The 26228-nt window shown below is 72.5% G+C and carries 23 protein-coding genes; 15 read left to right on the top strand and 8 right to left on the bottom strand.

The features are described 5' to 3' along the window. The first annotated feature begins 2 nt into the window (after positions 1-2). Positions 3-428: a transcription antitermination factor NusB gene (gene nusB / locus D7M15_RS01480; RefSeq protein ID WP_121515815.1), complete on the top strand. Its 426-nt coding sequence runs from the start codon at positions 3-5 to the stop codon at positions 426-428. 143 nt (positions 429-571) lie between these two features. On the opposite strand, the gene bldD is transcribed toward nusB, so the two are convergent. Beyond that, positions 572-1072 carry a transcriptional regulator BldD gene (bldD, locus tag D7M15_RS01475; protein WP_121515814.1) on the bottom strand — a complete coding sequence of 167 codons (501 nt, stop codon included), beginning with the start codon at positions 1070-1072 and terminating at the stop codon, positions 572-574. A 207-nt stretch (positions 1073-1279) separates the two neighbouring features. On the opposite strand from bldD, the gene pyrR reads away from it, so the two are divergent. The 13 genes from pyrR (at position 1280) to metK (ending at position 15881) form a co-directional block, all read left to right on the top strand. Next, positions 1280-1861 carry a bifunctional pyr operon transcriptional regulator/uracil phosphoribosyltransferase PyrR gene (gene pyrR / locus D7M15_RS01470; protein ID WP_121515813.1) on the top strand — a complete coding sequence of 194 codons (582 nt, stop codon included), beginning with the start codon at positions 1280-1282 and terminating at the stop codon, positions 1859-1861. 136 nt (positions 1862-1997) lie between these two features. Further along, the gene (locus D7M15_RS01465; RefSeq protein ID WP_121515812.1) at positions 1998-2984 is read left to right on the top strand and encodes an aspartate carbamoyltransferase catalytic subunit; all 987 of its coding nucleotides are present in this window, start codon (positions 1998-2000) and stop codon (positions 2982-2984) included. Further along, complete coding sequence (locus D7M15_RS01460) at positions 2981-4273, top strand: dihydroorotase (protein WP_121515811.1); 1293 nt, start codon at positions 2981-2983, stop codon at positions 4271-4273. The genes D7M15_RS01465 and D7M15_RS01460 overlap by 4 nt, the downstream gene beginning before the upstream one ends. 8 nt (positions 4274-4281) lie before the next feature. Beyond that, positions 4282-4929 carry a hypothetical protein gene (locus tag D7M15_RS01455; protein WP_240649550.1) on the top strand — a complete coding sequence of 216 codons (648 nt, stop codon included), beginning with the start codon at positions 4282-4284 and terminating at the stop codon, positions 4927-4929. After that, positions 4926-6125, top strand: coding sequence for a glutamine-hydrolyzing carbamoyl-phosphate synthase small subunit (carA, locus tag D7M15_RS01450; RefSeq protein ID WP_121515810.1), 1200 nt, complete (start codon positions 4926-4928; stop codon positions 6123-6125). Before D7M15_RS01455 ends, carA begins: the two co-directional genes overlap by 4 nt. After that, positions 6118-9438 carry a carbamoyl-phosphate synthase large subunit gene (gene carB, locus D7M15_RS01445; RefSeq protein ID WP_121515809.1) on the top strand — a complete coding sequence of 1107 codons (3321 nt, stop codon included), beginning with the start codon at positions 6118-6120 and terminating at the stop codon, positions 9436-9438. The genes carA and carB overlap by 8 nt, the downstream gene beginning before the upstream one ends. A gap of 4 nt (positions 9439-9442) precedes the next feature. Continuing rightward, the gene (locus D7M15_RS01440; RefSeq protein WP_121515808.1) at positions 9443-10585 is read left to right on the top strand and encodes a quinone-dependent dihydroorotate dehydrogenase; all 1143 of its coding nucleotides are present in this window, start codon (positions 9443-9445) and stop codon (positions 10583-10585) included. Beyond that, complete coding sequence (gene pyrF, locus D7M15_RS01435; protein WP_121515807.1) at positions 10582-11439, top strand: orotidine-5'-phosphate decarboxylase; 858 nt, start codon at positions 10582-10584, stop codon at positions 11437-11439. Before D7M15_RS01440 ends, pyrF begins: the two co-directional genes overlap by 4 nt. A 295-nt stretch (positions 11440-11734) precedes the next feature. Beyond that, complete coding sequence (mihF, locus tag D7M15_RS01430; protein WP_028431629.1) at positions 11735-12058, top strand: integration host factor, actinobacterial type; 324 nt, start codon at positions 11735-11737, stop codon at positions 12056-12058. 49 nt (positions 12059-12107) lie between these two features. After that, positions 12108-12704 carry a guanylate kinase gene (gene gmk / locus D7M15_RS01425; RefSeq protein ID WP_121515806.1) on the top strand — a complete coding sequence of 199 codons (597 nt, stop codon included), beginning with the start codon at positions 12108-12110 and terminating at the stop codon, positions 12702-12704. Positions 12705-12732: 28 nt separating this feature from the next. Further along, a complete protein-coding gene (rpoZ, locus tag D7M15_RS01420) occupies positions 12733-13005 on the top strand; it encodes a DNA-directed RNA polymerase subunit omega (RefSeq protein ID WP_121515805.1) in 273 nt (90 codons plus the stop codon). Between the two features lie 161 nt (positions 13006-13166). Beyond that, entirely contained in the window at positions 13167-14390 is a 1224-nt protein-coding gene (gene coaBC / locus D7M15_RS01415; protein ID WP_121515804.1) for a bifunctional phosphopantothenoylcysteine decarboxylase/phosphopantothenate--cysteine ligase CoaBC, read from the top strand. A gap of 282 nt (positions 14391-14672) precedes the next feature. After that, entirely contained in the window at positions 14673-15881 is a 1209-nt protein-coding gene (gene metK / locus D7M15_RS01410) for a methionine adenosyltransferase (protein WP_121515803.1), read from the top strand. A 98-nt stretch (positions 15882-15979) separates the two neighbouring features. Here the strand turns inward: metK and D7M15_RS01405 are convergent, their stop codons facing one another. The 4 genes from D7M15_RS01405 to D7M15_RS01390 all read right to left on the bottom strand — a co-directional run bounded on the left by D7M15_RS01405 (position 15980) and on the right by D7M15_RS01390 (position 21340). Next, complete coding sequence (locus D7M15_RS01405) at positions 15980-17158, bottom strand: hypothetical protein (RefSeq protein ID WP_121515802.1); 1179 nt, start codon at positions 17156-17158, stop codon at positions 15980-15982. 17 nt (positions 17159-17175) lie between these two features. After that, positions 17176-18954 carry a hypothetical protein gene (locus tag D7M15_RS01400; protein ID WP_127201705.1) on the bottom strand — a complete coding sequence of 593 codons (1779 nt, stop codon included), beginning with the start codon at positions 18952-18954 and terminating at the stop codon, positions 17176-17178. Positions 18955-19151: 197 nt separating this feature from the next. Then, complete coding sequence (locus D7M15_RS01395) at positions 19152-19967, bottom strand: toll/interleukin-1 receptor domain-containing protein (RefSeq protein ID WP_121515800.1); 816 nt, start codon at positions 19965-19967, stop codon at positions 19152-19154. Between the two features lie 74 nt (positions 19968-20041). After that, positions 20042-21340: a helix-turn-helix transcriptional regulator gene (locus tag D7M15_RS01390; RefSeq protein WP_121515799.1), complete on the bottom strand. Its 1299-nt coding sequence runs from the start codon at positions 21338-21340 to the stop codon at positions 20042-20044. 228 nt (positions 21341-21568) lie between these two features. On the opposite strand from D7M15_RS01390, the gene D7M15_RS01385 reads away from it, so the two are divergent. Beyond that, positions 21569-23734: a primosomal protein N' gene (locus tag D7M15_RS01385; protein WP_121515798.1), complete on the top strand. Its 2166-nt coding sequence runs from the start codon at positions 21569-21571 to the stop codon at positions 23732-23734. An 11-nt stretch (positions 23735-23745) separates the two neighbouring features. Here D7M15_RS01385 and D7M15_RS01380 read toward each other — a convergent pair whose 3' ends face one another. The 3 genes from D7M15_RS01380 to D7M15_RS01370 all read right to left on the bottom strand — a co-directional run bounded on the left by D7M15_RS01380 (position 23746) and on the right by D7M15_RS01370 (position 26139). Next, positions 23746-24687 (bottom strand): SDR family NAD(P)-dependent oxidoreductase, encoded by a 942-nt coding sequence (locus tag D7M15_RS01380; protein WP_121515797.1) that lies wholly within the window; start codon positions 24685-24687, stop codon positions 23746-23748. Between the two features lie 166 nt (positions 24688-24853). Beyond that, positions 24854-25432 carry a TetR family transcriptional regulator gene (locus D7M15_RS01375; protein WP_121515796.1) on the bottom strand — a complete coding sequence of 193 codons (579 nt, stop codon included), beginning with the start codon at positions 25430-25432 and terminating at the stop codon, positions 24854-24856. 239 nt (positions 25433-25671) lie between these two features. Beyond that, positions 25672-26139: a MarR family winged helix-turn-helix transcriptional regulator gene (locus D7M15_RS01370; RefSeq protein WP_121515795.1), complete on the bottom strand. Its 468-nt coding sequence runs from the start codon at positions 26137-26139 to the stop codon at positions 25672-25674. Positions 26140-26228 lie beyond the last annotated feature (89 nt).

Below are 26228 nucleotides of genomic sequence, written 5' to 3'. Positions count from 1 at the left end.
CCGTGGCGGCCCGCAACAAGGCGCGCATGCGCGCCTTCCAGATCCTCTTCGAGGCGGACCAGCGCGGCAGCGCCGTCACCGAGGTCCTCGCGGACTGGATACGCCTGGCGCGGACCGACGACCGCCAGCCGCCCGTCGCCGAGTACACCATGGAGCTGATCGAGGGGTACGCCGAGCACGCGGACCGCATCGACGAACTGCTCTCCACGTACGCGGTGGGCTGGACCCTCGACCGGATGCCGGTGGTCGACCGCAGCGTGCTGCGCCTCGGGGCGTACGAGCTGGTCTGGGTCGACGGGACACCCGACGCCGTGGTGATCGACGAGGCGGTGGTGCTCGCGAGGAAGTTCTCCACCGACGAGTCGCCCGCGTTCGTCAACGGGCTGCTCGGTCGGCTGAAGGACCTGAAGCCGAGCCTGCGGCGCTGAGGCCCGCGTGCGCGGCGCCGACGAGCGGAGACGCGAGGGGCCCGGGACGGTGTGACACCGTCCCGGGCCCTCTCGTCATCCGCCGCCGGGATGCTCGGTTCCTCCGGGGCCGCACGTGCCGGCGGCGGCCGCGGTCCGGCGGGTCAGGCGTCCTCGTGCGCCACGGCGCGGCGCGCGTCCGCGTCCAGCACGCCCCAGGTGATCAGCTGCTCGGTCAGCACCGACGGCGACTGGTCGTAGATCACGGCGAGGGTGCGCAGGTCGTCCTGGCGGATCGACAGCACCTTGCCGTTGTAGTCCCCGCGCTGGCTCTGGATCGTCGCCGCGTACCGCTGGAGGGGACCGGCCTTCTCCGGCGGCACGTGCGCCAGCCGCTCCAGGTCGAGGACGAGCTTCGGCGGCGGCTCCGCGGCGCCGCCGGGAGTGGTGCCGGGCAGCAGCTCCTGCACCGGGACGCCGTAGAAGTCGGCCAGCTCGGCGAGGCGCTGCACGGTCACCGCGCGGTCGCCGCGCTCGTACGAACCGACCACCACGGCCTTCCACCGGCCCTGTGACTTCTCCTCGACACCGTGCAGGGAGAGGCCCTGCTGGGTGCGGATCGCGCGGAGCTTCGCTCCGAGCTGCTTGGCGTATTCGCTGGACATAAGGCTCCCCGGAGGACGTCGATGTAACTCACTGTGAGATTACGCAGCGTAATGTGCGCCGTCAAGCCGAGCGGGTCCCCCTGCGCCCGATCAGGTCGAATACGGGGCGAAAGCGGAGCGCGCGGGCCGCCCTGCTACCGTGGACGGCGCACTTATCCGGCGTCCTTTAAGACCGTCCCGTGAGGCGGAGAAGGAGGTCCGTTTCCCATGGACAACGGCAACGCATCCGCGGGCACGCCCCGCCCGGTGCTGGAGGCTCCCGACATCGCCCGGGTGCTCACCCGCATCGCCCACGAGATCGTCGAACGCGCCAAGGGCGCCGACGACGTCCTGCTCCTCGGCATCCCCACCCGCGGCGTCTTCCTCGCCCGGCGGCTGGCGGCCAAGCTGGAGGAGATCACCGACCGGCCGGTGCCGGTCGGCTCCCTCGACATCACCATGTACCGCGACGACCTGCGCCTGAAGCCCGCCCGCGCGCTGGCGCACACGGAGATCCCGCCCGAGGGCGTCGACGGCCGGCTCGTCGTCCTCGTCGACGACGTCCTCTTCTCCGGCCGCACCATCCGCGCCGCCCTCGACGCGCTCGGCGACATCGGGCGGCCCCGCGCCGTACAGCTCGCCGTCCTCGTCGACCGCGGCCACCGCGAGCTGCCGATCCGCGCCGACTACGTCGGGAAGAACCTGCCCACCTCCCTGCGCGAGACGGTCAAGGTGCAGCTCACCGAGGAGGACGGCCGCGACGGCGTGCTCCTGGGCGCCCGCCCCGCCGACCCCGGCGGCGAGCGCTAGCCCCGGCGCCGCCGGGCGGCGCCCCGGACCCGGGACGGGAGTACGGCGCCCCCGCGGCGGACGTACGGAGTCCCGCGGGACGCGCTGCCCCGGCACCCGTACGCCAGCACATCCCCTCACCCACGTAAGGCATCAGATGAAGCGTCACCTCATCTCGGCCGGGGACCTCACCCGCGACGACGCCGTGCTCATCCTCGACACCGCCGAGGAGATGGCACGCGTCGCGGACCGGCCGGTCAAGAAACTGCCGACCCTGCGCGGACGTACCGTCGTCAACCTCTTCTTCGAGGACTCCACGCGCACCCGCATCTCGTTCGAGGCGGCCGCGAAGCGGCTGTCCGCCGACGTCATCAACTTCTCCGCGAAGGGCTCGTCGGTCTCCAAGGGCGAGTCCCTCAAGGACACCGCGCTCACCCTGGAGGCGATGGGCGCCGACGCCGTCGTCATCCGCCACCACGACTCCGGCGCCCCGCACCGGCTCGCGACCTCCGGCTGGATCGGCGGCTCCGTCGTCAACGCGGGCGACGGCACGCACGAGCACCCCACGCAGGCGCTCCTCGACGCGTTCACCATGCGCCGCAGGCTCACCGGCGGCGAGGGGCACGACCTGTCCGGGCGCCGCGTCACCCTCGTCGGGGACATCCTGCACAGCCGCGTGGCCCGGTCCAACGTACGGCTGCTGAGCACCCTCGGCGCCCACGTCACCCTCGTCGCGCCGCCCACCCTGGTGCCCGTCGGCGTCGAGGCGTGGCCGTGCGAGGTGAGCTACGCGCTGGACCCGGTGCTCGCCACGTCCGACGCCGTGATGATGCTCCGCGTGCAGCGCGAGCGCATGAAGGCCGCCTACTTCCCGACCGAGCGCGAGTACGCCCGCCGCTACGGCCTCGACGGTGAGCGGATGGCCCGCATGCCGGAGCACGCCGTCGTCATGCACCCCGGCCCGATGAACCGCGGCATGGAGATCACCGCCGAGGTGGCCGACTCGCCCCGCTGCACCGCCGTCGAGCAGGTCACCAACGGCGTCAGCATCCGCATGGCCGTGCTGTACCTGCTGCTCGGCGGCAGCGAGCCCGCCGTGACGACCGTCCCCGCCGCCCGTACCGAGGAGAGCAACCCTTCATGAGCCAGCGCAAGACCCTGATCCGCGGCGCCCGCGTCCTCGGCGGCGAGCCACGGGACGTGCTGATCGACGGCCGCACCGTCGCCGAGGTCGGCGCCTCCCTGGACGCGGCGGGCGCGGACGTCGTCGAGGCCGCCGGGAGCGTCCTGCTGCCCGGCCTCGTGGACCTGCACACGCACCTGCGCGAGCCCGGCCGCGAGGACTCCGAGACGGTGCTCACCGGCACCCGGGCCGCCGCGCAGGGCGGGTTCACCGCCGTGCACGCCATGGCCAACACCTTCCCCGTGGCGGACACCGCGGGCGTCGTCGAGCAGGTCTGGCGGCTCGGCCGCGAGTCCGGCTACTGCGACGTGCAGCCCGTCGGCGCCGTCACCGTCGGCCTGGAGGGCAGGCAGCTCGCGGAGTTGGGCGCGATGCACGAGTCGGCGGCGGGCGTACGCGTCTTCTCCGACGACGGCAAGTGCGTGGACGACGCGGTGATCATGCGCCGCGCGCTGGAGTACGTGAAGGCGTTCGACGGCGTCGTCGCGCAGCACGCGCAGGAGCCGCGGCTCACCGAGGGCGCGCAGATGAACGAGGGCACCGTCTCCGCCGAACTCGGCCTCGGCGGCTGGCCCGCCGTGGCGGAGGAGTCGATCATCGCCCGCGACGTGCTGCTCGCCGCGCACGTCGGCTCGCGGGTGCACATCTGCCACGTCTCCACGGCCGGTTCGGTGGAGATCATCCGCTGGGCCAAGTCCAAGGGGTGGAACGTCACCGCCGAGGTCACCCCGCACCACCTGCTGCTCACCGACGAACTGGTCCGCAGCTACGACCCGGTGTTCAAGGTCAACCCGCCGCTGCGGACCCGCGAGGACGTGCTGGCGCTGCGCGAGGCGCTGGCCGACGGCACCGTCGACTGCGTCGCCACCGACCACGCGCCGCACCCCCACGAGGACAAGGACTGCGAGTGGGGCGCCGCCGCCATGGGCATGGTCGGCCTGGAGACCGCGCTGTCCGTCGTGCAGGAGACGATGGTCGACACCGGGCTCCTCGACTGGGCCGGGGTCGCCGACCGGATGTCCGTACGGCCCGCCGCCATCGGCCGACTCGACGGCCACGGCCGCCCCGTCTCGCCTGGTGAACCGGCCAACCTGACGCTCGTCGATCCCGCATACCGTGGCCCGGTGAACCCCGCGGGCTTCGCCTCCCGCAGCCGCAACACCCCGTACGAGGGGCGCGAGCTGCCGGGGCGCGTCACGCACACGTTCCTGCGGGGGCAGGCCACGGTCTCGGACGGGAAGCTCGCGTGAACCACCTCATCCCACTGGCCGCCGAGCAGCGCTCCCAGGAGGTCACCGACTGGGCCGCGCGCATCGGCTGGACCGTCGGACTGCTGGCCTTCGTGGCGCTGGTCTACTGGCTGATGCGGCAGGGCTGGAAGTGGCGCGGCACCCTCCAGGGCGACCTGCCCGAGCTGCCCGCCGCGCCCGCCGACCCCGGAGCCGTACGCCTCCGGCTGACCGGCCGCTACCACGGCTCGACGACGGCGGGGGAGTGGCTGGACCGCGTCGTCGCGCACGGGCTGGGCACCCGCAGCCGGGTGGAGCTGACGCTCACGGACGCGGGCCTGGAAGTCGTACGCCCCGGGGCGCGCGACTTCTTCGTACCCGCCGCCCGGCTGACCGGGGCCCGCCTCGACACGGGCATCGCGGGCAAGGTGCTCACCGAGGGCGGCCTGCTGGTCGTCACCTGGGAGCACGGCGACCGACGGCTCGACTCCGGCTTCCGCTCCGACCGCGCGGCGGAGCACCCGGCGTGGGCCGAGGCCGTGACCGCCCTCGCGGCGGAGCACGGCGGCCCCGCCGACCGGCCCGCCACCGCGGCGGCCGCCGCCTCCGCGCCCGACCCCCACGACCAGGCCGCCGGGGCGCACACCGCCCGGCGCACCCAGGGAGACACACCATGACGACGTCCACACGCGCCGCGAAGTCACCGGCCGTCCTCGTCCTGGAGGACGGGCGCACCTTCCGCGGCCGGGCTTACGGCGCCCTCGGCGAGACCGTCGGCGAGGCGGTCTTCAGCACCGGCATGAGCGGCTACCAGGAGACCCTCACCGACCCCTCGTACCACCGGCAGGTGGTCGTGATGACCGCCCCGCACATCGGCAACACCGGCGTCAACGACGAGGACCCCGAGTCCCGCCGCGTCTGGGTCGCCGGGTACGTCGTGCGCGACCCCGCCCGCGTCGCCTCCAACTGGCGCTCCGTACGGGGCCTCGACGAGGAGCTGGCGGCCCAGGGGGTCGTCGGGATCAGCGGCGTCGACACCCGCGCCCTCACCCGCCACCTGCGCGAGCGCGGGGCGATGCGCGCCGGGGTGTTCTCCGGCGACGCCCTGCAGCCGCGCGGCCCGGAGCGCGCCCCCGCCGACACGGCGGACCTGCTGGAACGGGTGCGTTCCGCGCCCGCCATGGCCGGTGCCGACCTGTGCGGCGAGGTCACCACGACCGAGCCGTACGTCGTCCCGGCCGTCGGGGCGAAGCGTTTCACCGTGGCCGCCGTGGACCTCGGCATCAAGGGCATGACGCCGCGCCGCATGGCCGAGCGCGGCATCGAGGTGCACGTCCTCCCGGCGACCGCGACGCTCGACGAGGTGTACGCGGTCGCGCCCGACGGCGTGTTCTTCTCCAACGGCCCCGGCGACCCCGCCACCGCCGAGCACCCCGTCGCCCTGATGAAGGGCGTGCTGGAGCGCGGCACCCCGCTGTTCGGCATCTGCTTCGGCAACCAGATCCTCGGCCGCGCCCTCGGCTTTGGCACGTTCAAGCTGAAGTACGGGCACCGCGGCATCAACCAGCCCGTGCAGGACCGGACCACGGGCCGGGTCGAGGTCACCGCGCACAACCACGGCTTCGCCGTGGACGCGCCCGTCGACGCGGTCAGCGACACCCCGTACGGCCGCGCCGAGGTCTCCCACGTCTGCCTGAACGACGGCGTGGTGGAGGGCCTGCGGCTGCTGGACCGGCCCGCGTTCAGCGTCCAGTACCACCCCGAGGCGGCGGCCGGACCGCACGACGCCGCCTACCTGTTCGACCGGTTCGTCGCGCTGATGGAGGGCGGAGAGCCCCGCAGCACATCCCCGTTGGAGGGCCAGCGTGCCTAAGCGCACCGACATCCAGTCCGTCCTCGTCATCGGCTCCGGCCCGATCGTCATCGGTCAGGCCGCCGAGTTCGACTACTCCGGCACCCAGGCGTGCCGCGTCCTCAAGGCCGAGGGCCTGCGCGTCGTCCTCGTCAACTCCAACCCCGCCACGATCATGACGGACCCGGAGATCGCCGACGCCACGTACGTCGAGCCGATCACCCCGGAGTTCGTGGAGCGCATCATCGCGCGCGAGCGCCCCGACGCGCTCCTGCCCACCCTCGGCGGGCAGACCGCGCTGAACGCCGCGATCTCCCTGCACGAGTCCGGCGTCCTGCGCCGCTACGGCGTCGAGCTGATCGGCGCGAGCGTCGAGGCCATCAACAAGGGCGAGGACCGCGAGCAGTTCAAGGAGGTCGTCGACGCCGTCCGCGCGCGGACCGGCCACGGCGAGTCCGCGCGCTCCGTCATCTGCCACACCATGGACGAGGTGCTGGCCGGGGTCGACGGCCTCGGCGGCTACCCCGTCGTCGTACGCCCCTCCTTCACCATGGGCGGCGCGGGCTCCGGCTTCGCGCACGACGAGGACGAGCTGCGCCGTATCGCCGGCCAGGGGCTGACGCTCTCACCGACCAGCGAGGTGCTGCTGGAGGAGTCGATCCTCGGCTGGAAGGAGTACGAGCTGGAGCTGATGCGCGACCGGAACGACAACGTGGTCGTCGTCTGCTCCATCGAGAACTTCGACCCGATGGGCGTCCACACCGGCGACTCCATCACCGTCGCCCCGGCGATGACGCTCACCGACCGCGAGTACCAGATCCTGCGGGACGTCGGCATCGCCGTCATCCGCGAGGTCGGCGTCGACACCGGCGGCTGCAACATCCAGTTCGCGGTCGACCCGTCGGACGGCCGGGTCGTCGTCATCGAGATGAACCCGCGCGTCTCCCGTTCCTCCGCGCTCGCCTCCAAGGCCACCGGCTTCCCCATCGCGAAGATCGCCGCCCGGCTGGCCGTCGGCTACACGCTGGACGAGATCCCGAACGACATCACCGAGCAGACGCCCGCCTCGTTCGAACCCACCCTGGACTACGTGGTGGTGAAGGCGCCGCGGTTCGCGTTCGAGAAGTTCCCGGCCGCGGACTCCACGCTGACCACCACCATGAAGTCCGTCGGCGAGGCCATGGCCATCGGGCGCAACTTCCCCGAGGCCCTCAACAAGGCGCTCCGCTCCCTGGAGAAGAAGGGCTCGCAGTTCGACTTCGCGACGCCCGTCGCCGAACTCCCCGCCAAGGACGCCCTGCTGGCCGACGCCGCGCGCCCCACCGACGGCCGGATCAACACGGTGATGGCCGCGATCCGCGCCGGCGCGACCCAGCGGGAGGTCTTCGACGCCACCAAGATCGACCCGTGGTTCGTCGACCAGCTGTTCCTCATCAAGGAGACCGCGGACGAACTCGCCGCCGCCGAACGCCTCGACGCCGACCTCCTCGCCGAGGCCAAGCGGCACGGCTTCTCCGACGCGCAGATCGCCGCCGTACGCGGGCTGCGCGAGGACGTCGTACGGGAGGTGCGGCACGCGCTGGGCGTACGCCCGGTGTACAAGACCGTCGACACCTGCGCCGCCGAGTTCGCCGCCCGCACCCCGTACTTCTACTCCTCCTACGACGAGGAGACCGAGGTCGCGCCCCGCGAGAAGCCCGCCGTGATCATCCTCGGCTCGGGCCCGAACCGCATCGGGCAGGGCATCGAGTTCGACTACTCCTGCGTCCACGCCTCGTTCGCCCTGAGCGACGCGGGCTACGAGACCGTGATGGTCAACTGCAACCCCGAGACCGTCTCCACCGACTACGACACCTCCGACCGGCTCTACTTCGAGCCGCTCACCCTGGAGGACGTCCTGGAGATCGTGCACGCCGAGCGGCAGGCCGGACCCGTCGCGGGCGTCGTCGTGCAGCTCGGCGGGCAGACCCCGCTGGGCCTCGCGCAGGACCTCAAGGACAACGGCGTACCCGTCGTCGGCACCTCGCCCGAGGCGATCAACCTGGCCGAGGAGCGCGGCGCCTTCGGCCGCGTCCTCACCGAGGCGGGGCTGCCCGCGCCCAAGTACGGCACCGCGTACTCCTTCGACGAGGCCCGGCGCATCGCCGCCGGGATCGGCTTCCCGGTCATGGTGCGGCCCTCGTACGTGCTCGGCGGGCGCGGCATGGAGATCGTCTACGACGAGCCGTCGCTCGGGGAGTACCTCACCCGGCACGCCGGACTGATCTCCGAACACCCCGTGCTGATCGACCGGTTCCTCGACGACGCCATCGAGATCGACGTCGACGCGCTCTACGACGGCCACGAGCTGTACCTCGGCGGCGTCATGGAGCACATCGAGGAGGCCGGCATCCACTCCGGCGACTCCGCGTGCGCCCTGCCCCCCATCACCCTCGGCGGCTACGACGTCAAGCGGCTGCGGCAGTCGACCGAGGCCATCGCCAAGGGCGTCGGCGTACGCGGGCTGATCAACATCCAGTTCGCGCTCGCCGGGGACATCCTCTACGTCCTGGAGGCCAACCCGCGCGCCTCCCGCACCGTCCCCTTCACCTCCAAGGCCACCGCCGTACCACTGGCCAAGGCCGCCGCCCGGATCTCCCTGGGCGCCACCGTCGCCGAACTCCGCGCCGAGGGCATGCTCCCCGCCACCGGCGACGGCGGCACCCTCCCGATGGACGCGCCCATCTCCGTCAAGGAGGCCGTCATGCCGTGGACGCGCTTCCGCGACGTGTACGGGCGCGGCGTGGACACCATCCTCGGCCCGGAGATGCGCTCCACCGGCGAGGTCATGGGCATCGACTCGGTCTTCGGCACGGCGTACGCCAAGTCGCAGGCCGCCGCGTACGGCGCGCTCCCCACCAAGGGCCGCGCCTTCGTCTCCGTCGCCAACCGCGACAAGCGCTCCATGATCTTCCCCGCCCGGGAACTCGTCGGCCTCGGCTTCGAACTGCTCGCCACCTCCGGCACCGCCGAGGTGCTGCGGCGCAACGGCATCGAGGCCACCGTCGTACGCAAGCAGAGCGAGGGAGAGGGCCCGAACGGCGAGAAGACCATCGTCCAGCTCATCCAGGACGGGCACGTCGACCTCATCGTCAACACCCCGTACGGCACCGGCGGACGCCTCGACGGCTACGACATCCGCACGGCCGCCGTCGCCCGTTCCGTGCCCTGCCTCACCACCGTCCAGGCGCTGGCCGCCGCCGTCCAGGGCATCGAGGCCCTCGGGCGCGGCGACATCGGGGTGCGCTCCCTCCAGGAGCACGCCGAGCACCTGACCGCGGCGCGGGAGGCGTGAGGGCATGAGCGCGTACGCACTGCTGTTCCGGCTCGTCCTGCGGCGGCTCGACCCGGAGGAGGCGCACCGTCTGGCGTGCGCGCTGATCCGGGGGGTCGCGCGGGTGCCGGTCCTGCGCACCTTCGTCGCGGCCTACCTGGCGCCCCGCCACCGCGAGCTGCGGACGGAGGCGCTGGGGCTGCGGATGCACGGGCCGTTCGGGCTGGCCGCCGGATTCGACAAGAACGCCACCGGCGTCGACGGGCTCACCATGCTCGGCTTCGACCACGTCGAGGTCGGCACCGTCACCGCCGAGCCGCAGCCCGGCAACCCGCCGCGGCGCCTCTTCCGGCTGCCCGCGGACCGCGCCCTGATCAACCGCATGGGCTTCAACAACGACGGCTCCGCCGCCGTCGCCGCCCGCCTCGCGGACCGCAGGCCCGCGTTCCGTACGGTCCTCGGCGTCAACATCGGCAAGACCAAGGCCGTCCCCGAATCGGGTGCCGTCGCCGACTACGTCACCTCCGCCGAACGGCTCGCCCCGCACGCCGACTACCTCGTCGTCAACGTCTCCTCGCCCAACACCCCCGGCCTCCGCGACCTCCAGGCCGCGGACCGGTTGCGGCCCCTGCTGGCCGCCGTACGGGAGGCCGCCGACCGCGCCGTCCCCGGGCGCCGCGTACCGCTGCTGGTGAAGATCGCGCCGGACCTCGCGGACGAGGACGTCGACGCCGTCGCGGACCTCGCCGTCGACCTCGGCCTCGACGGGATCATCGCCACCAACACCACCGTCGCCCGCGACGGCCTCGGCCTGGTCTCAGGCCCGGAGCTGACCGCCGAGACCGGCGGCCTGTCGGGCGCGCCCCTGCGTGAGCGCTCCCTCCAGGTGCTGCGCCGCCTGTACGCGCGGGTCGGTGACCGGCTCACGCTCGTCGGCGCGGGCGGCGTCACCGACGCCGAGGACGCCTGGCAGCGCGTCCTCGCGGGCGCCACCCTCGTCCAGGGCTACAGCGCCTTCGTCTACGAGGGCCCCCTCTGGTGCCGTTCCCTGCACAAGGGGCTGGCGGCGCGGCTGCGCGCCAGCCCGTACGAGACCCTCGCCGAGGCCGTCGGCGCGGAGACCCGCACCCCGGCGGCCGGGGCGCGTACCGGGAAGGCGGACGCATGACCCGTACGACGGAACCCACCGCGCCCACCGCCCCCTTCGGCGCCCGGCTGCGACGGGCCATGGACACCCGCGGGCCGCTGTGCGTCGGCATCGACCCGCACCCGTCGCTGCTCGCGGAGTGGGGGCTGGAGGACGACGTCGCAGGGCTGCGCGCCTTCACCGACACCGTGGTGGACGCGCTCGCGGAGCAGGTGGCGGTCTTCAAGCCGCAGGCCGCGTTCTTCGAGCGCTTCGGCTCCGCCGGGCTCGCCGTCCTGGAGACGGCGGTGGCGCGGGCCCGGGAGGCGGGCGCGCTGGTGCTGCTGGACGCCAAGCGCGGCGACATCGGCTCGACCATGGCCGCGTACGCCGACGCCTACCTCCGTACGGGCGCCCCGCTGCACGTGGACGCCGTCACCCTCAGCCCGTTCCTCGGCTACGGGTCGCTGCGCCCCGCCTTCGACGCGGCCCGCGCCTCCGGCTCCGGCGTCTTCGTCCTGGCCCTCACCTCCAACCCCGAGGGCGCGGAGGTGCAGCGGGCACGCGCGGACGACGGCCGTACGGTCGCGCAGACCGTGCTCGACCGGCTGGCGGAGGAGAACGCGGGCGCGGAACCGCTCGGCTCGTTCGGCGCCGTCGTCGGCGCGACGCTGACCCGGGCGGACGCCGAACTCGCCGTCAACGGACCGCTGTTGGCCCCCGGCATGGGCGCCCAGGGCGGTACGGCCGAAGGGCTGCGCCGCATCTTCGGGAGCGCGCTCGGGAACGTGCTGCCGAGCGTCAGCCGGGGCGTCCTGCGGCACGGCCCGTCCCCGGAGGGGCTGCGGAACGCGGCCCGCGCGGAGGCGGAACAGCTCGCGGAGGCCGTCGGCTGAGCGCACACCGCGCTCGTACTCGCGGTACCTTGTCCCGAAATGTCCTGGTCGGCTGAGGCTGACCAGGACTTTTCCGCTGTTCTCGCTGACTCAGCGCCCTTCGACCGCTAGTCTCCGACGAGAGCGCCACGGACCCTGGGGTCTCGCCAGGCCGAAGGCCCAGGCACGGGGGTGTCCCCGAGCCGAAGGCCGAGGAGCCGGGGAAAGTGTTGCTCGTTGCTCCGCAGGTGCGGGGCCACTAGGTTCCTCACCGATCATCCATATCCGACAGTTCGACATCCGAGGTGACGTAGGCGTGGCTCTTCCGCCCCTTACCCCTGAACAGCGCGCAGCCGCGCTAGAGAAGGCCGCCGCGGCTCGCCGGGAGCGCGCCGAGGTCAAGAATCGGCTCAAGCACTCCGGCGCGACACTGCACGACGTGATCAAGCAGGGCCAGGAGAACGACGTCATCGGCAAGATGAAGGTCTCCGCCCTCCTCGAGTCGCTCCCCGGCGTGGGCAAGGTCCGCGCCAAGCAGATCATGGAGCGCCTCGGCATCTCCGAGAGCCGTCGCGTACGCGGGCTCGGCTCCAACCAGATCGCCGCCCTGGAGCGGGAGTTCGGCGGCGCCTCGGCCTGACAAGGGCCCGGCGTTTCCGGCGCCCTCCGGAAACCTGGATAATCGCTCCATGACTACCGCTGTCTCCCGGGGGGCGACCCCCGTACCCCCGGAAGCACGCACGCGGCTGACCGTGCTCTCCGGCCCTTCCGGGGTCGGTAAGAGCACGGTTGTCGCGCATCTGCGCAAGGAACACCCGGACGTGTGGCTGTCCGTCTCGGCCACCACACGCAGGCCGCGCCCCGGCGAACGGCACGGCGTCGAGTACTTCTTCACCGAGGGCGAGGAGTTCGACAAGCTCATCGCCAACGGCGAGCTGCTCGAGTGGGCCGAGTTCGCGGGCAACCGCTACGGCACCCCGCGTCAGGCCGTGCTCGACCGGCTCGCCGCCGGATCACCCGTCCTCCTGGAGATCGACCTCCAGGGGGCCCGGCTCGTACGGGAGTCGATGCCCGAGGCGCGCCTCGTGTTCCTCGCCCCGCCCAGCTGGGACGAGCTGGTCCGGCGCCTCACCGGCCGCGGCACCGAGTCGCCCGAGGTGATCGAACGACGGCTGGCGGCGGCCCGGGAGGAGCTGGCGGCCGAGCCCGAGTTCGACGCGAAGCTGGTCAACACCTCCGTCGAGGACGTCAGCGCGGAACTGCTAGCCTTGATGAACGTCGAATGATCCCCGTCCACCTTCCGGAAGGCAGAGCGTGTCCTCTTCCATCACCACGCCCGAGGGCATCATCAACCCTCCGATTGATGAGCTGCTCGAGGCGACCGACTCGAAGTACAGCCTGGTGATCTACGCCGCCAAGCGCGCGCGCCAGATCAACGCGTACTACTCGCAGCTGGGTGAGGGCCTGCTGGAGTACGTCGGCCCGCTGGTCGACACCCACGTCCACGAGAAGCCGCTCTCCATCTCGCTCCGCGAGATCAACGCGGGCATGCTGACCTCCGAGGCCATCGAGGCCCCGCCGCAGTAACGCACCGCGACAGAAGCATCGCCGCACGTCCGTACGTGCGCACCCCCACGGGCCCGGCAGCGCGAGCGCCGGGCCCGTGGTGTGCGCCGGGGGCCGGTGGTGTGTCATGGGGGAGTACGCGGAGCAGGAGTGGGATCACCGTGCGTGGGGAGAGGCAGCCGATGGCGGAACGTTCCGGAGCGAGGGTCGTCCTGGGGGTGGGCGGCGGCATCGCCGCGTACAAGGCGTGCGAACTGCTGCGCCGCTTCGCCGAGTCGGGGCACGAGGTACGGGCCGTGCCGACCGCGTCCGCGCTCCACTTCGTCGGCGAGGCCACCTGGTCCGCGCTCTCCGGCCGCCCGGCGGCCACGGAGGTCTGGGAGCACGTCGAGGACGTGCCGCACGTACGCATCGGCCAGACCGCCGACCTGGTCGTCGTCGCCCCGGCGACCGCCGACCTCCTCGCGAAGGCGGCCCACGGGCTCGCGGACGACCTGCTGACCAACACGCTGCTCACCGCGCGCTGCCCGGTCGTGTTCGCGCCCGCCATGCACACCGAGATGTGGGAACACCCCGCCACCAGGGAGAACGTCGCCACCCTGCGGCGCCGCGGCGCCGTCGTCGTCGAACCGGCCGTCGGCCGCCTCACCGGCGTCGACACCGGCAAGGGGCGGCTGCCCGACCCGTCGGAGATCTACGAGCTGTGCCGCCGCGTCCTCGCCCGCGGCCCCGCCGCCACCGTGTCCGACCTCGCCGGACGCCATGTCGTCGTCAGCGCCGGGGGCACCCGCGAGCCGCTGGACCCCGTCCGCTTCCTGGGCAACCGCTCCTCCGGCAAGCAGGGCTACGCCCTCGCCCGTACGGCCGCCGCCCGCGGCGCCCGCGTCACCCTGCTCGCCGCCAACACCGACCTGCCCGACCCGGCGGGCGTGGACCTCGTACGGGTCGGCACCGCCGTGCAGTTGCGGGAGGCCGTGCTGAAGGCGGCGGCCGACGCCGACGCGGTGGTGATGGCGGCGGCGGTGGCCGATTTCCGCCCCGTCGACTACGCCACGGGGAAGATCAAGAAGCAGGGCGACCGCGAACCGGACCCGGTCCGCCTCACCCGCAACCCCGACATCCTGGCCGAGATCTCCGCCACCCGCGCCCGTCCCGGACAGCTCGTCGCCGGGTTCGCCGCCGAGACCGACGACGTCCTCGCCAACGGCCGCGCCAAGCTCGCCCGCAAGGGCTGCGACCTGCTGGTCGTCAACGAGGTGGGCGAGCGGAAGACGTTCGGCTCGGCGGAGAACGAGGCGGTCGTACTGGCCGCCGACGGTACGGAGACCCCCGTCCCGTACGGCCCGAAGGAGGCCCTCGCCGACACGCTGTGGGACCTCGTCGCGCGCCGCCTCGACGCGGGCTGAGGGCGGGGGGTACGGGGCGCGCGGGACGGTGGCGCGCGCCCGCAAGGCGTCGTACGGACGGGGGACTTGGGGGGAAATCCACCCGTATCGCGGGGCGCGGAAAGCGGCCCCGGAACCGGTTGCCCAGCTCACAGTCGTGTCGCAGTTCGAGACACCCATGATTGGATGCGGGTGGAGATGGATAAAATGGCGGCGGACCGTACGTCGGGCCCGTGAGCCGGGCGCAGTCGCCGACCGGTCCGCCATGTTCAGCCAGCAGCCGCTGCAACCCCAGGGAGCGATGTGTCCCGCCGCCTGTTCACCTCGGAGTCCGTGACCGAGGGCCACCCTGACAAGATCGCTGACCAGATCAGCGACACCATCCTCGACGCGCTCCTCAAGGAGGACCCGCACTCGCGGGTCGCCGTCGAGACGCTGATCACCACCGGTCTCGTGCACGTCGCCGGAGAGGTCACCACCAAGGCGTACGCGCCGATCTCCTCCCTCGTGCGCAACAAGATCCTGGACATCGGCTACGACTCGTCCAAGAAGGGCTTCGACGGCGCCTCCTGCGGCGTCTCCGAGTCGATCGGCGCGCAGTCGCCCGACATCGCGCAGGGCGTCGACACCGCCTACGAGAAGCGGGTCGAGGGCGACGAGGACGAGCTGGACAAGCAGGGCGCGGGCGACCAGGGCCTGATGTTCGGCTACGCCTGCGACGAGACCGCCGAGTTCATGCCGCTGCCCATCACCCTGGCGCACCGGCTGGCCGAGCGGCTCTCGACCGTACGGAAGAACGGGACGATCCCCTACCTGCGCCCGGACGGCAAGACGCAGGTCACCATCGAGTACGACGGCGACAAGGCCGTCCGCCTCGACACCGTCGTCGTCTCCTCGCAGCACGCGTCGGACATCGACCTGGACTCGCTCCTCACCCCGGACATCCGCGAGTTCGTCGTGGAGCCGGAGCTGAAGGCGCTGGTGGACGCGGGTATCAAGCTGGAGACCGAGGGCTACCGGCTGCTGGTCAACCCGACGGGCCGGTTCGAGATCGGCGGCCCGATGGGCGACGCGGGCCTCACCGGCCGCAAGATCATCATCGACACGTACGGCGGCATGGCGCGTCACGGCGGCGGCGCCTTCTCGGGCAAGGACCCGTCCAAGGTGGACCGTTCGGCGGCTTACGCCATGCGCTGGGTCGCCAAGAACGTCGTCGCCGCGCGCCTCGCCAGCCGCTGCGAGGTGCAGGTCGCGTACGCGATCGGCAAGGCCGAGCCGGTCGGTCTCTTCGTGGAGACCTTCGGCACCGCCGCGGTCGACGTCGAGAAGATCGAGCACGCCATCACGGAGGTCTTCGACCTCCGCCCGGCCGCGATCATCCGCGACCTCGACCTGCTGCGCCCGATCTACGCGCAGACCGCGGCGTACGGCCACTTCGGCCGCAGCCTCCCGGACTTCACCTGGGAGCGCACGGACCGCGTCGACGCGCTCCGCGCGGCGGCGGGTCTCTGACCCCGCCCCTCCCCACGGGAGGCGCGACAGCCCGCACACCCCGAGGCCCGACCACCCCCGCACGCGGGGGCGGCCGGGCCTCGGCGGCGCGCGGGGGCTCAGCTGCCGAAGCCGCGCTCCGACGCCGCGGGTTCCGAGTCTCCTGCCTCCTCCGGAGAGACGGTGACGTCTTCGGGAGCTTCGCCTTCCTCCTCGGATGGAGTCGGGCTGTCGAACCTCTTACGGATCGCCTCCGCAGCCGTGTCGTACTGCAGCACGGTCAGGAGTTGCGCCGTCTGCTGGGCCAGCAGCGCTGACTGCGCTTCCTGCTCTTCCGGTGGCATGCCCAGTGTGGCCAGCAAGTCACCGAAACGATCGGCGGATTCCTCTCCGGGCTCTTCCGGCGGTCGGTAGCCGTTGGTGGTGGGTTCCGCCGTGGGGTCGTACTCCGGAGGGGGATCGAACGGGGAAGAGGGCGGGTATCCGGGGTTCTGCGCGAACCGGGGGTAGGGCGCCATGTGCTCGAAGAGCTCGGGGACCTCCTCGTTGTTGGCGGCGGCGGTCAGCTGGGCGAGCATGCCGATGTCGTCGACCGTCTTCTTGACTTCGTCGTCGTTCTTGGTTAGCCACCAGACGACGGCGCTGCCCGTGTTCTTGAGGACGTCCGCGCCCAGATACGTGCGTCGGTCGCACTCGTACTTTCGCTCGTGCTCCCACAGGACCGTGTCCTTGCGCACGGTGGAGAGCTTCTTGAGTCGTGACGCGTCGGCGTCGGAAAGAGTGAGCGTCACCTCCTCCGCCATCGCGAGCACACGCCCCGTCGGGTCGGCTTCCATCACGCCGAGCACGCCGTTCAGTCTGTGTTGCGCGAGGCCGCTCCGAGTGGGGGGTTGGCTCATGGTCACTCGCGCGGCGCGTTCGAGGACCGCGTCAATCGCGATCCCCCCGGGGCTGACCGGGGGCGCGTCCGACGACACGGTAAGGGGGCTCCATCGGACAGTGGCCGACAGAAGAAAGTCGTAGTCGGTCTCGCTGCTCGGCAAAGTCACTCCCGTTACCCGCTGCTCGCGTCTTTCGGGTTCCTCCACCGGCACGTCGGGCACCAGACGGCACTCCCGCGGCACGAGTTCCTCCCGTGGAGTGATCAGCTTCGCCGTGACCATCGCGGACACCGGCAAAAGCGTGGCCAGCACGGGCCACACCCATAAGGGCCAGTGCAGGCAGAGGCCGAGAAGGATGAGGAGCAGCCCGACGATCGTCGTGAGGAAGACCGTCAGCGTCTTGTGGCCAGAGCTCATGGCGCCATCTCCTGGGGTCACACGGAGCGAACGGGGGGAAGCCGGATTCCGAGTGCGGTGCGAATCCTTCGGTCGAGGCTCTCGGACACCGGTGTGCACGACGCGTGGTGACCGGCACGGGCCTGCCCGGCCGCCCAGTCACGAGAGATCAGGTGCAGCCGGGAGAGCACACGTCCCTCGCCGGAGCAGGCGTTGAGGAGGACGTCGAGCAAGTCCTCGCGGTGGTGGGGGTGTTCGCGGGCGCCGGACAACCAGGACCGCACATGGCTCTCCCATGCCGTGTGGGTGTGGCGGCGCAGAACGACGAACCAGCATGCCCCGAGCTGTGCCCTCACCTCCGGGTCCGCGATCAGGGGTCGTCCGGCGCCTTGCCGGGAGGCGAGTCGGGAGGGTGTCGCGAGATCGAGAAACAGGGCCACGTCGCGGCTCTGACGGGTGCGCGGCAGGTCGAGGGAACACCGCCGGAGCAGCCGACGCCACAACCGGTCGTCGGTGTTGACGAGTTGCAGAAGGGCCGCCCGCGCGTTCTCCGCGACGGTGTCGCGTCGTTGTCGGGCCAGATGATGCAGGCGTACGAGTGCCTGGTCGGGGTGGCGGAGGGACACGACCTCGGAGCAGACGCGGACGAAGACGCGTCCGAGACCGCCCGGCAGGTCGGGTTCCCGCGCCAGTTCCCGGATCTCGCGACGGAACCAGGCACCGTACTGCTCGTGCTCCACACCGAGAGACAGAGCGAGAGTCGCCTCGTCGGCAAGGTGGTCCGGGCCGCCCACAGCCGTCCACTCCCGGACGAGGGCGAGGAGGTCGCTGTGGCATGCGGTACGGAGAGACTGTTCGGCGTAGAGGCCGATGAGTCCACTCCGGGCGGCTCGGCTCAGTTCCTTCCGCTGCACGCAGTCGCGCACCCAGTCCCGGAACTTCGGCCGCAGATCGGGGTAGTACGTCCAGAAGTGGGTCCGTACCGCCGCGTCGTAGGCGAGCAGATCGAACTGGACCAGACCGTGCTGATCCGTCCCGGCACGGACGTCCGACAGCTGTTGCCGTAGATCCGCGTGGTCCAGCCGTGGCCGTTCGTCCAGGGGTTGCCGCAGCACCTTCAGCAGCTCCGTGTTCACGGTGAAGATCTCGTCCGGCGGCGATCTCGGCAGCATCGAGACGGAGAGGGACAGTGCGCGCTGACCGCCGTCGCGGGAGCCGATGTCCTTGGCCACTTGGTCGCTGCGGTCGAAGAACGCGGCGAGCGCCTCGTCGCGCCACGCCGGGAACTCGTTCGCCCCCCTGCTCCTGTCCCGTGCGCTCACTGCCAAGTGGGCGAAGTAGGAGAGCTCTCCCATGCCGGGTGCCGAGTCGAGGAATCTCTGTAGACGTCCCTCCGACATGTCCGTGCGCGACGGATGTATCTCCGCCAAGCGCAGATATCGCCAGAGTACGGCGGTTTCCGAGGGGCGTCCGACATCCACGGTGTACGGGGAGAACTCGTCGTGGGACCTTCGGCCGCGGAGCTGTGGCAGCACGACCACCAAGCAGGCTCCGCGTTTCCCCACGAGCGGGAGCAGCGTGCGGAGCTTGGCCTCGAATCCGGTGCGCTGTTCCCCTGCGCCGAGTGAGAGGTCCAGCAGCAACCGGTCGCCCTTGCCGACCAGTTCGGACAACGTGGCGGGGTCGTCCTCGTCCGGTGGGAGTTCGTGGAAGTCGTTCGAATCGTGGAAGATGCTGCTGAGCAGCATCATCGCCGCGGTGCGTCGGCCACTGCCCGGTTGGCCGGCCAGGAGCACGGTGCCGCTGTCACGCAACATCACGTGTGCTCGGCGGAGACCGGGCGGCCACACGAACAACTGCTGAAGACGTGCGACGTGCTCCCGGGCCACCGCCCGACGACTGCGCCCCCGTGGCCCCTCCGAAGCCAAGGGCGGTAGGTAAATGTTGTTCTGGGTCCCCGGCCCTGTGTGGAACGGTCCCTGGCTGCCCAGGAAAAGGGGGCTGAACCACTCGTTCACTCGCCGTCTTCCCCCTCGGCGTTCCGGTCACGACGTCGCCGGGCGACGCCGAACTCCTGGCGGATACCGCCCTCGTTGCCACCCGAGACCTGGTTCGCGCCGTCGCCGGTCTGGTGCACGGAGTCGTTGTACTGCGCGCCGGAACCGGCGTGGATCGGCCCCTGGGCACGGTCGAAGAAGTTGCCCACGTCGCCGACCAGACTGCCGATCCCTCCGCTCTGGTGATTGTTGTAGTCCCTGGTCTGGGTGACCGAACCGCGGACATCGGCCACGGAGTTCTGCACATCACCGGGTGAGGAGTCCCTCGTCCGATGAACCGGCGCACGGTCCTGCCTGGCCAGCCGCGGTACCAACTCGGCCAGGTCGTTGCCCAGCGTGTTGATGTCGGTGTCGAAGGTACGGGCGTTGAACTTGCGGTACTGACGCTGAACCAGGTCGTGGAGTGCTTCGGGGAGTTCCACCTCGGTGAGGGGTGTGGTGCGAGGAGCCACCAAGACGGGTATGACGTGCACACCGCAGCGCAGCGCCTCCACGATCTCGCGCCGTGTCCAGTCGTCCTCGTTGTCGAGGAAGCGCTCCCCACGGGCGTTGCGGGCCGAGGTCCAGTCCGGGCCGATGACGGCTATGAGAGCGCTGCTCCGGCGTACCCCGATGAGCAGCTTCTCGGGAAACCTCTCTCCGGCTTTGATGGACTTGTGGTCCCGGAAGACACTGTCCGTACCGAACCGTTGGGCGAGCTTGTCCGCGATCAGCGCGGCGCTGCTCGCCTCATCCACGGTGCGGTAGTTGATGAAGACATCGCAGGATGACATCGGGTACTTCCTTCCGCTTTCGTTCTGCTCGGTCGGCCCGCTGAGTCCGGCGCACCGGACTTTCTGTGCGGCGTTCAGGCTCCGTAGCCGTGCAGGGCCGCAGCCAGGTGAGGACTCAGCTCTCGTACGACTCGTTGCTCGTGGAAGCGGTGCAACGTACGGGCGAGCCGGTGAACGTCGACGGTGATGGTCGCGGAGGCGACACCCGAGGACGCGATCAGCAGCGGACGCGCCAACTCACATGCGCGCTCGATCTCACCAGCCGTGGCGTGTGCGAGTGCCTGGCGCATGCCGTAGCGCACGCGGGTCCGTACCGCCTCCTCGGAGATGCGAGCGGTCTCCCGGTCCAGTACCGCGGCGGCTTCTCGTGGCCGACCCAGATCGTGCAGGCACCAGCCCGTGATCATCGAAACGGAGTCGGGCAGGTGCGTACTGCCGATGACGGGGGCGTCATGGTGAGACGTGTTGGCGCCGAGAAACCGCCGTGCGCGATCGAGGCTGCGCATGCACGCGTCGTAGTCGCCTGCGAGGGCGTGCCCCTGCGCTTCCTGCTGGGCGGCGAGTCCTGTGATCCGTGGGGGAAGCTGATCACCCTGGGCCTGCTGGGCCAGGGCGACGGTACGGGGCGCGTCGCCGCGGTAGAAGGTGACCAGCGCGCGCCGGACCAGCGCGTACGCGGCGAGGTCGTGGTCGCCGCCCGCTGCGGCCAGTTCCACGGCGCGGTCCGTCCACCACAGCGCCGCCTTCTCGTCGCCCGCCTCCTGGGTGAGCCAGCCGACGTACTCCGCGTACCGCGAGGCCAGGGTCAGCAGGCCGTCACGGGTACGTGATCTCGACCGTTCGGCCAGCTCCCGGAGGGTGTGGGTCTGTGCGATGAGCGCCGGGAGGACGAGTTGCGGGCTGCTGGTCTGGCCCATGCGACGGTACTGGTCGAAGAGAGTACGGGCGCCGTCCAGCAGCGTCGCCCCCACCGCGGGTGCGGACGCCGCCGCGGGCCCGATTCCCAGGCCGAACGCGGTGGAGACGCCCGCCGCCGCACCCGCCGCGACCACCTGCCTCCTGTTGACCGGACGGAACCAGCTGGCACCGTCGGGGGAGAGCTGCATGATCCACACCTCGCCGTCGTCGTTCGTCTCGGTCGGTTCCGTCGCAGCGGGCTCCTCGGGCACCAGCGCGGCCAGTCGGCCGTGCGCGTTCAGCGCCGCGTCGCAGAGGCGTGCCAGCTGTGGGCTGGGTGCCTTGAGACCGCGTTCCACCTTGCTGAGTTGGCTCTTGCTGTAGTGCACGAGCTGACTGAGGCGGGTGAGGGAAAGTCCCGCCGAGAGGCGCAGCCCGCGGAGTTCCGGTCCGAACAGGGGCGGCTGATCAGGCACTTCGACCTCCGTCAACTCCGCCCGGAGCAGCGCCTGTTGCCGTGTGTCAGCCTGCGGCAGGCGGTTCGGGCGGACAAGGCGAACGGGACCGTTTCCCGTTTCCTCCTGCCAGGCAAACCGACCGTTCGGCAGCCGTCGAGAGCGCCTCACCGTTCACGGCGGCCCGGCGCGGGAGGGGTCGCAGGCGGTCGCCGACGGGTGTCGGTGGTGTCTGCTAAGACTGGAGCCGTGAGCAGCGACGACGAGCGGAACGAGCGCCCAGCGGCCGAGCCGCCGGAGCAGCTCGCGCTGCTCCGCGAGACCGTGCGGAAGCGGAAGCCGCCGAAGGCGCGGCCCCGTACGTGGCGGAACGCGGAGACGGCGGCGGAGCTGCCGGTCGCGCGGGTGCTCGTGGACAAGGGGCTCGTCCACCTCGACCGGTACTTCGACTACGCGGTCCCCGCAGCGATGGACGCCGACGCGCAGCCGGGCGTACGGGTCCGGGTGCGGTTCGGGGCGGGGGAGCGGGAGGGGCGGCGCGAGGGCGGCGGGCTCATCAACGGCTTCGTCGTGGAGCGCGCGGCGGAGAGCGACTTCCCCGGCGCGCTGGCCCCGATCGCGCAGGTCCTCTCTCCCGAACGGGTGCTGACGCCGGACCTGTTGGAGCTGTGTCGGGCGGTCGCCGACCGGTACGCGGGCTCGCTGGCCGACGTCGTGCAGCTCGCCGTACCGCCCCGGATGGCCCGCGCCGAGAAGGCGGCGCCGGCGCCGCCACCCGCCCCGCCGGAGGCGCCCGCCCCCGGCGGCTGGGCGCGCTACCCGAAGGGCGCGGGCTTCCTGCGGGCCCTCGCGGACGGCGCCGCCCCCCGCGCCGTGTGGACGGCGTTGCCCGGCCCCGGCTGGCCGGACGAGCTGGCGCGCGCCATGGCCGCCGCGCTCGCCTCCGGCCGCGGCGCGCTCGCCGTCCTGCCGGACGGCCGCGCCGCCGCCCGGGTCGACGCCGCGCTCTCCGCGCTGCTGGGCCCCGGGCACCATGTGCTGCTCACCGCCGACGCGGGCCCGGAGGCCCGCTACCGCCGCTGGCTGGCGGTCAACCGCGGTTCCGTGCGGGCCGTGGTCGGCACCCGCGCCGCGATGTTCGCGCCCGTACGGGATCTGGGGCTCGTCGCGATCTGGGACGACGGGGAGTCCGCGCACAGCGACGACCGCGCGCCGCAGCCGCACGCCCGCGAGGTGCTGCTGCTGCGCGCGGCGCACGGCGGTACGGCGTTCCTGCTGGGCGCCCACGCGTGCACGGTCGAGGCGGCGCAGCTCGTCGACTCGGGCTGGGCCCGCCCGTTGGCCGCGGACCGGGAGACGGTACGGGCGGCCGCGCCGCTGGTGCGGACGGTCGGGGACGGCGACGAGTCGCGCGACGCGGGGGCGCGGTCGGCGCGGCTGCCCTCGGTGGCGTGGCGTACGGTCCGGGACGCGCTGGAGCTGGGCCCGGTGCTGGTCCAGGTGCCGCGCCGGGGGTACGTGCCGCGGCTCGCGTGCGAGCACTGCCGCGCCCCGGCCCGCTGCGTGCACTGCCACGGCCCGTTGGAGGCGGTGGCCGCGGACGAGCCGCTGCGGTGCACCTGGTGCGCGGTACCGGAGCCGGGCTGGAGGTGCCTGGACTGCGGCGGGGCGCGGCTGCGGGCGCGAGCGTTCGGCACGAGGCGTACGGCGGAGGAGCTGGGGCGGGCGTTCCCGGCGGTGCCCGTACGGACCTCCGGGCGTGACCACATCCTGGACACGGTGCCGGACGGCCCGGCGCTCGTGGTGTCCACGCCGGGCGCCGAACCACTCGCGGCCGGGCCGGGTTACGCGGCCGCGCTGCTCCTCGACGGCTGGGCGCTGCTGGGGCGCCCGGACCTGCGCGCGGACGAGGAGGCGCTGCGCCGCTGGCTGGCGGCGGCCGCGCTGGTACGGGGGCAGCGCGAGGGCGGCAGTGTCGTGGTCATGGCCGAGCCGTCGTTGCGGCCCGTGCAGGCGCTGCTGCGCTGGGACCCGACGGGGCACGCCGTGCGGGAGTTGGCCGACCGGGCCGAGCTGGGCTTCCCGCCGGTCTCCCGGATGGCGGCGGTGAGCGGCCCGCCGGAGGCCGTCGCGGGCTTTCTCTCCCAGGCCGAACTGCCGCCGGAGGCCGAGGTGTTGGGGCCGGTGCCGGTGCGGGCGCCGTTCTCCGGGCGGTTGGCGGGGGCGCCGGGGACGGCGCGGATACGGGAGGCGCGCGACGTGCCGGAGGAGCGACGCGACCGCGCGCTCGTACGGGTGCCGACCGGCCGGGGCGCGGCGCTCGCGGCGGCGCTCCGGGAGGCGCAGTCGCGGCGGCTGGCCCGCCGGGACGGCCCGGCGGTGCACCTCCGCGTCGACCCGCCGGACATCGGCTGACGCCGGAGGGGTCAGTCCGCCGCGTCGCGCGGCCCCGGCGCGAGGGGGCCCGGCGCGAGCGGCGGGGCTTCGAGCGGCGGGGCTTCGAGTGGCGCCAGCTCCCGGCTGAGCCGGAGCACGTCGGCCACCGTACGGGGGTCGGTGGCGCCGCGGTGCGGCCGTACGGGCGTGAGGCCGGGGCCGATCAGCAGGCCCCCGCGCCCGGCGTACGCGGGGTCGGTCGCGGCGGCGACGGACGGTCGGGCGGCCTCGGCGGCGGGGCCCGCGGTGGAGCGCGCGAAGGTCCGCCGGACCAGCGGCCACAGCAGGCGCAGCGGTGGCGAGACGATCCGGGGCGAACGCATCGTGCCGTTCGTCATGTCCGTGGCCGCGCCGCCGGGGTCGGCGGCGAGGACGGTGACGCCGCTGTCCCGCAGCCGTTCGGCCAGGTCGAGGGTGTACGCGAGGTGCGCGAGCTTGGCGCGCCCGTACCAGTGGAAGGCGTAGTAGCCGCCGGGTGGTTCGACGTCGCGGAACGTCCGCCGGGCCGCCACCACCGCCCGCGAGCTGACGTGGACGACGCGGCTCGGTGCCCCCGACCGCAGCGGATCGAGGAGGAGTTCGGTCAGCAGGTACGGCGAGAGGTGGTTGACGGCGAACGTCGCCTCGATGCCCTCGGCCGTCCGCCGCCGCTCCGGGAACATCGCGCCGACGTTGTTCACCAGGACGTGCGGCGGGCCGTCGGCCGCCAACTCGGCGGCGAGGGAACGTACTCGGGCGAGCGACGACAGGTCCGCGGCGACGAACCGGGGCGCCCCGCCGGTCGCCGTGGCGGCGATCCGTTCGACCGCGCGGGCGCCGCGCGCGGCGTCGCGCCCGACGACGGTGACGGCGAGTCCGCGTGCCGCCAGCCCGACTGCGGTCTCCAGCCCGATGCCCCCGGTGCCCGCCGTGACCACTGCTCGCCGCTCCATGGCTCCGCCCTCCACCGTCCCGGCACACGGAAACGGATAAGTATCTGTTTGCGTGGAGGCAGGTTAGCACTAACGGATACGTATCCGTTTATGGGGGCGGGTGCGGATGAACGCCGTGGGGGAGTCGCGGTTCGGCCTCGCCGGGCGTCGCCGCCCGCGCCGGGCCCTACGGTGTGGGGCGCAGGCCGTCGAGCAGGACGGTGAGGTAGATCTCCGTAAGCGCCGGGCTGCTCTCGCCGCACCGCACCGCGTGCACCGTGCCGCAGAGCAGACGGCGTACGTCGTCCGGCTCGACGTCGCGGCGGATGGCGCCCGCCTCGCGGGCCCGTTCCAGCAACTGGGCGATGGCCAGGTCGAGTTCGGCCTTCAACTCGCGTGTCCGCGCCTCGTTGTCCCGGGGGGACTCGAGGACCGACGCGAACCCGTTGTCGTCCAGGGCCTGCTGGAAGGTGAACCGCACCAGCCGCCGCAGGCCGACGCGTACGTCCTCCTCGGCGGCCGACTCCCGCGCCTCCTCCACCAGTTGGCGGAAGCGCTCGGCGGACAGCGCCTCCCACAGCGCGTGGCTGTTGGGGAAGTGGCGGTAGACGGTCGCGACGCCCACGCCCGCGAGGCGGGCGATGGCGTTCAGTTGGAGCGAGTCGTCCCCCGCGGCCAGTTGCTCGCGGGCGACCTGCAACACCCGGGCCCGATTGCGTGCGGCGTCCGCGCGCAGCGCGGGCCTCTGCTCGTTCGTCGGTGTCACCGGCTCAGCATAACGCCGCGTCCGGTTCGTCACCGGCGGGCGGATTCGCGTACGGGCGTCGCAGGTCACGGCCCTGCCGCCGGGGTCCGTACGGGCCCCGCCCCGGCTCCGGTACGGGCTGTGCGCGGGTGTGTGGGGGTCGTACCGCCGAATCCCGCCGCGGTGGGGGAGCGTTCGACGGAAAGCGCGGCCGGACGGCCCTCGGCCCGACGGTCTGGGGTGCGTCGCCGTGCGGCCCGTCAGTCGGGCTGCTTCTCCATGTGGGCGACGACGCGGTCCGAGAGGCGGGCGAGCGTGTCGAGTTCGTCCTGGGTGAGGGCGTCGACGAACAGCCGCCGCACGTGGTCGACGTGTACGGGCGCGGCCTCCGCGATCGCCTCGTGACCCGCCGGGGTGGCGACGACGAACGCCCCGCGCCCGTCGTCGGGGCAGTCCTCCTTCGCCACCAGCCCGCGTTTCACCATCCTCCCGACCTGGTGGGACATGCGGCTCTTCTCCCACTCCACCAGTTTGGCGAGGTCCATGAACCGCATCCGCCCGTCGCCGCTCTCGGTGAGTTTGGCCAGCACGAGGTAGTCGGCGGGGGACATCCGGGAGTCGGCCTGGACCCGGCGGGAGAGCCGTCCGATCAGCTTCTCCTGCATGCGGATGAAGCTGTCCCAGGCGGCCTTCTGCTCCGGGGTCAGCCAGCGGGGCGTTGCGTCCATGGGGGGAGCGTAGCGAGGCCGTCGGCGGCTGATCCATCCCGTGCGCGGGGTCGCCGGATGCGCGTCCGGGGCGCCGCCGTCGGAGTTAG

The organism is Streptomyces sp. Z26 (genome assembly GCF_003665095.1).
In the GTDB taxonomy this organism is placed as follows: Bacteria; Actinomycetota; Actinomycetes; order Streptomycetales; family Streptomycetaceae; genus Streptomyces; species Streptomyces phytohabitans.
The sequence above is the reverse complement of the archived record's forward strand: the minus strand, read 5'-3'. Positions and strand labels throughout refer to the sequence as shown.